Below are 5,090 nucleotides of genomic sequence, written 5' to 3'. Positions count from 1 at the left end.
GACCCCGTTTCGGGGGCCAGCCCCCGGACCCCCGGTCCTCAAACGCCGGACGGGCTGAAATCAGCCCGTCCGGCGTTTGAGGACGAGGCCGCCAGGCCGATCAGCGGGGGCCTGGGGCGCAGCCCCCAGCGGGGTCAGGGGCGGAGCCCCAAGCGGGGTCCAGGGGCGGAGCCCCTTGGTATGGGACGGGTAAGGGCGGCGGGGGCGATGAAAAGCGGTTTTCGTGGATCCGCGTGGAGCTGGGAGAATGGGGTGGTCAGCCGGGCGAGACGTAGCGCCGGGCGATGACGAAACCCTGAGGAAAGAAGGACGTGCCGATCGTGGCTCAGAGCACCGAGACCACCGACTGGGTCTCCCGTTACGCGGATGAGGTCATCGAGGAGTCGGAGCGTCGGGCCCCGGGCAAACCCGTCGTCGTCGCGTCCGGCCTTTCGCCCTCCGGGCCCATCCACCTGGGCAATCTCCGCGAGGTCATGACGCCCCACCTCGTCGCGGACGAGATCCGGCGCCGGGGATATGAGGTCCGGCATCTCATCTCCTGGGACGACTACGACCGGTACCGGAAGGTCCCCAACGGCGTTGCGGGCATCGACGAGTCGTGGGCCGAGCACATCGGCAAGCCCCTCACCTCCGTGCCCGCCCCGAAGGGCTCGCCTCACCCCAACTGGGCCGAGCACTTCAAGTCCGCGATGACCGAGGCCCTGCGCGAACTGGGCGTCGAGTTCGACGGGATCAGCCAGACCGCGCAGTACACGGCCGGCGTCTACCGCGAGCAGATCCTGCATGCGATGCGGCACCGGGCCGACATCGACGCGATCCTCGACCAGTACCGGACCAAGAAGCCCCCGGCCGGCAAGAACAAGAAGCAGCAGCAGGGGCAGAAGCCCGTCGACGAGGCTGAGATCGAGGCCGCCGAGGGCTCCGGTGCCGCCGCCGAGGACGACGGCACCGGCTCCGCCGGGTACTTCCCGTACAAGCCCTACTGCGGCAACTGCGACAAGGACCTCACCACCGTCACGGCGTACGACGACGACACCACCGAGCTGACGTACACCTGCACCGCGTGCGGCTACTCGGAGACCGTCCGGCTGAGCGAGTTCAACCGCGGCAAGCTGGTCTGGAAGGTCGACTGGCCGATGCGGTGGGCGTACGAGGGCGTTGTCTTCGAGCCGAGCGGTGTCGATCACTCGTCCCCGGGGTCCAGCTTCCAGGTCGGCGGGCAGATCGTCGGCAGCATCTTCGGCGGCAAGCAGCCGATCGGCCCCATGTACGCCTTCGTGGGGATCAGCGGCATGGCGAAGATGTCGTCCTCCCGCGGCGGCGTGCCCACCCCCGGCGACGCCCTGAAGATCATGGAGGCACCGCTGCTGCGCTGGCTGTACGCCCGGCGCCGCCCCAACCAGTCCTTCAAGATCGCCTTCGACCAGGAGATCCAGCGGCTCTACGACGAGTGGGACAAGCTGGGCGCCAAGGTCGCCGACGGCTCGGCCCTGCCCGCCGACATCGCCGCCCACTCCCGCGCCGTACGGACCGCCGCAGGCGAACTCCCGAAGACCCCGCGGCCCATGCCCTACCGCACCCTCGCCTCCGTCGCCGACATCACCGCAGGACACGGGGACCAGGCCCTGCGCATCCTCAGCGACCTCGACCCCACCAACCCGCTCGCCTCGCTCGACGAGGTACGGCCGCGGTACGACAAGGCCGAGGCGTGGATCAACACGCACGTACCGGCCGAGCAGCGGACCGTCGTCCGGGAGGACGCCGATGTCGAGCTGCTGAAGTCCCTCGACGACCAGGCGCGCGAATCGCTCCGGCTGCTGCTGGACGGGCTCGACTCGAACTGGTCCCTGGACGGCCTGACGCACCTCGTGTACGGCGTGCCCAAGGTCCAGGCCGGGTTCCCCCCGGACGCCACTCCGAAGGAACTCCCGCCGGAGATCAAGGCAGCCCAGCGTTCGTTCTTCGCGCTGCTCTACCACCTCCTCGTCGGGCGCGACACCGGGCCGCGGCTGCCCACGCTGCTGCTCGCGGTGGGGGCGGACCGGGTACGGAAGCTGCTCGGCGAGTAGCGGCGGCTGTTCGTACGCCTGTACGTGGTTGTAGGTGCCTGTACGTGGTTGGGGGCGCCCGGAGAACTCCGGGCGCCCCCAACCACGTACAGGCACCTACGCGATGTGGTCCTCCTCCAGTTCCACGTTCAGGCGGTTCTGGAAGCGGTTCATGTAGCGCTTGAGGGAGCTGTCGCTGAGCGAGACGCCGTACGCGGCCTCGATGTTCGCGCCGAACTCCTGCTTCGTGGGCAGGCCCTGACCGTTTATCGACTGGCGGAACACCTGGTAGTACGCGTCCTCACGGGACATGTCGTCCGGCAGACCGAGCTGCTCCTCGCGCGGTCCCGGGATGGGCAGCTGCTGCGGCTGCTGCGGCTCCTCCGGAACGCCGCCGCCTTCGCCCAGCTGGCGCGTACGGCCGCCCGGGCCCGAGGGGATGCGGAAGCTGGCCGTGTCCTCAGGGCCTGGCTCGTACGCCTCGGCCTGCTGCTGCTCCTCGTACCACTGCTGGTCGTACTGCTGGCCGTCGTACTGCTCCTGAGGCTCGAACGACGGGTCGTAGCCGCCCTCGTAGACGATCTCCTGGTGCGGGGGTGCGAACCACGGGCTCTGGTCGGGCCGGGGTTCCTCCTGCTCCTGTACGTACTCCAGCTGCTCGGGAGTGGGGATGCTCTCGAGGTCGGGGCGTCGCTCTCCGGCGCCGACAGGTGCCGCCGCGCCTGCTCCTGCGCCCGCTGCTGTGCCTGCTCCTGCGCCCGTCCCCGTCCCTGTGGCTGTCCTTGTGTCGGCCCGCTCTAGCTCAAGGTCCGTCTGACGCGGGGCCGGAGGCAGCAGGACCGGCTCGATTCCCGCCGCCGCGAGACCGGAGGGGGCGGTTTGCGCGAGCGGGACGCCGTAGCGGGCCAGGCGCAGCGGCATCAACGACTCCACCGGGGCCTTGCGGCGCCAGGCGCGGCCGTAGCGGGAACGGAGGCGGGCCCGGTAGACGAGGCGTTCCTGCTCCAGCTTGATCACGGCGTCGTAGGAACGCAGCTCCCACAGCTTCATACGCCGCCAGAGGAGGAAGGTCGGGACGGGGGAGAGGAGCCAGCGGGTGAGGCGTACGCCCTCCATGTGCTTGTCGGCCGTGATGTCCGCGATCCGGCCGATCGCATGCCGGGCCGCCTCGACGGAGACGACGAACAGGATCGGGATGACGCCGTGCATGCCGACGCCCAGCGGGTCCGGCCAGGCGGCCGCGCCGTTGAACGCGATCGTCGCCGCCGTCAGCAGCCAGGCCGTCTGGCGCAGGAGGGGGAACGGGATGCGGATCCACGTCAGCAGGAGGTCAAGGGCCAGCAGGACGCAGATGCCCGCGTCGATGCCGATCGGGAAGACGTAGCTGAAGTTCCCGAAGCCCTTCTCCAGGGCGAGTTCGCGCACCGCCGCGTACGAACCGGCGAAGCCGATACCGGCGATGACGACCGCTCCGAAGACGACGACTCCGATGAGTATCCGGTGCGTCTTGGTGAGCTCCATTGGCGCGGCCACCCGTACTCCCCTCCCTTGCAAGCTGTTGCGCGCAACAGGGTGGCACATGTGTGCGGTTCGCGGGTGGCCTGTCGGGCGTCGGTACGTCTTCGGTACGGCTTCGGTATCGGGTCAGTCCTCCGTCAGCCCTCCGTGAGTCCTTCCGTCAGTCCTTCTTCGACGGGGACTTGCTGGCCGAGGCGGAGGGCTTGGTGTCCTTGGCCGGGGTCTCGCTCGCGCCCTTGCTCGGGCTCGCGCTCGCACTTTCGCCGGAACCGGTGCCGGAGCCGCCCGCCTGATTGGCGGTCACCACCGCCTGCACGGCCTCCTTCGCGGCCTTCAGCGCCGCCTTCGACAGGTCCTCCGCGCTCGGGGCCTTCTCGCCCGCCAGGCCGGCGCCGTTGTAGTCGACCGACACGACGACGTTCTCGGTCCGGGCCACGACCGACTGCTGCTTGAAGGTGCCTTCCTTCTTCTTCAGGTCGTAACTCACCGACGTCGCCTCATTGCCCGTACCGGACACCGGCTCCGACTTGGCGTTCGTCGCGCCGCTCACCGACTTCACGTCCTGGACCTGGCTGCCGTAGTACGTCGCCGCCAGCTTCTCGCCCGTACCACGGGACGCGTCCGACTCGAAACGCAGCAGGGACACGCTCAGCCAGCGGAACTGGGAACCCTTCACGCCGTTGTCGTCCAGGCTGTCCCAGGTGCAGCTGCCTCGCGTGGCCGTGTCGTCCGACCTGCCCTCCTTGCCGGACTTGGCGCCCTTCGGCACCAGCTCGCCCAGAGTCTTCGACGAGAACACCTTGCACGGCTCCGGCAGCTTCGCGTACGCGGCCTCCTTCACCACCGTCCCCGCCTTCGTGGGAGAGGCGGACGACTGTGCGCCGGAGTCCTTCTTCGCGTCGTCACCGGAGTCGGAGCCGGAGTCCGAGGAGCAGCCTGCGGCGACGAGCATCGCCGGGACGGCGGCTGCGCTGACGAGGATGCGGGTGAGTCGCTGTGCGGGTCGGTGCATGGTTCCTTCACTCAAGACGCGGGTGTGCGTGCGGTCGGCTCTTCGTTCGGCCGCTGCGTGCTTCTGCCGCTGTGTGGTGCTTCGAGTGTCTTGGGCTCTCTTCGGCATCTCTTCGACATCGCTTCGACATCTCTTCGGCTCGCGGCTCTGCGGCTTCCCGGCCGACCGCACTCGGTCGGGTCCGAGGGGCCACGGTACGCGGTATGGGACGGATGTGGCTCCCGTTCCGCCGAGCCCGACGGCCCTCCAACGGTGCCCCGGCGACCGCTATTCGTTGAGCGTCTCGTCGAGCTGTTCCGCCAATTCACGCACCCTGTCCTGCATGTCCTCGCTGCTCGGGACGTCCGTGATACTCGTCGGCTGCTCGATGTACTGGATCGTCACAAGCACATTGGACGTGCGGAACACCACAGTCACCGTGCGCTGCTGGGAACTGCTCAGCGCGTCGTCCAGGAAGGCCTCGTCGCCCAGGTCGTCGAGGACGCGGGGCTGGAGGGCGGCGGGGGTGGAGC

The 5,090-nt window shown here is 69.1% G+C and carries 3 protein-coding genes and 1 pseudogene; 1 reads left to right on the top strand and 3 read right to left on the bottom strand.

What is annotated here, in order from left to right; translation table 11 throughout:
• Positions 1-311: 311 nt before the first annotated feature.
• Positions 312-2,069: a lysine--tRNA ligase gene (lysS, locus tag G5C60_RS49390; protein ID WP_165270647.1), complete on the top strand. Its 1,758-nt coding sequence runs from the start codon at positions 312-314 to the stop codon at positions 2,067-2,069.
• 96 nt (positions 2,070-2,165) lie between these two features.
• Here the strand turns inward: lysS and G5C60_RS49385 are convergent, their stop codons facing one another.
• The 3 genes and pseudogenes from G5C60_RS49385 to G5C60_RS49375 form a co-directional block, all read right to left on the bottom strand.
• The gene (locus G5C60_RS49385; RefSeq protein WP_165270645.1) at positions 2,166-3,581 is read right to left on the bottom strand and encodes a DUF2637 domain-containing protein; all 1,416 of its coding nucleotides are present in this window, start codon (positions 3,579-3,581) and stop codon (positions 2,166-2,168) included.
• A gap of 145 nt (positions 3,582-3,726) precedes the next feature.
• Positions 3,727-4,578 carry a DUF3558 domain-containing protein gene (locus G5C60_RS49380; protein ID WP_165270643.1) on the bottom strand — a complete coding sequence of 284 codons (852 nt, stop codon included), beginning with the start codon at positions 4,576-4,578 and terminating at the stop codon, positions 3,727-3,729.
• A 267-nt stretch (positions 4,579-4,845) separates the two neighbouring features.
• Positions 4,846-5,090 (bottom strand): annotated as a pseudogene (locus G5C60_RS49375) (DUF3558 domain-containing protein); the annotation flags it as partial.

The sequence above is a fragment of the Streptomyces scabichelini genome, from assembly GCF_011045015.1.
Classification (GTDB): domain Bacteria; phylum Actinomycetota; class Actinomycetes; order Streptomycetales; family Streptomycetaceae; genus Streptomyces; species Streptomyces scabichelini.
The sequence above is the reverse complement of the archived record's forward strand: the minus strand, read 5'-3'. Positions and strand labels throughout refer to the sequence as shown.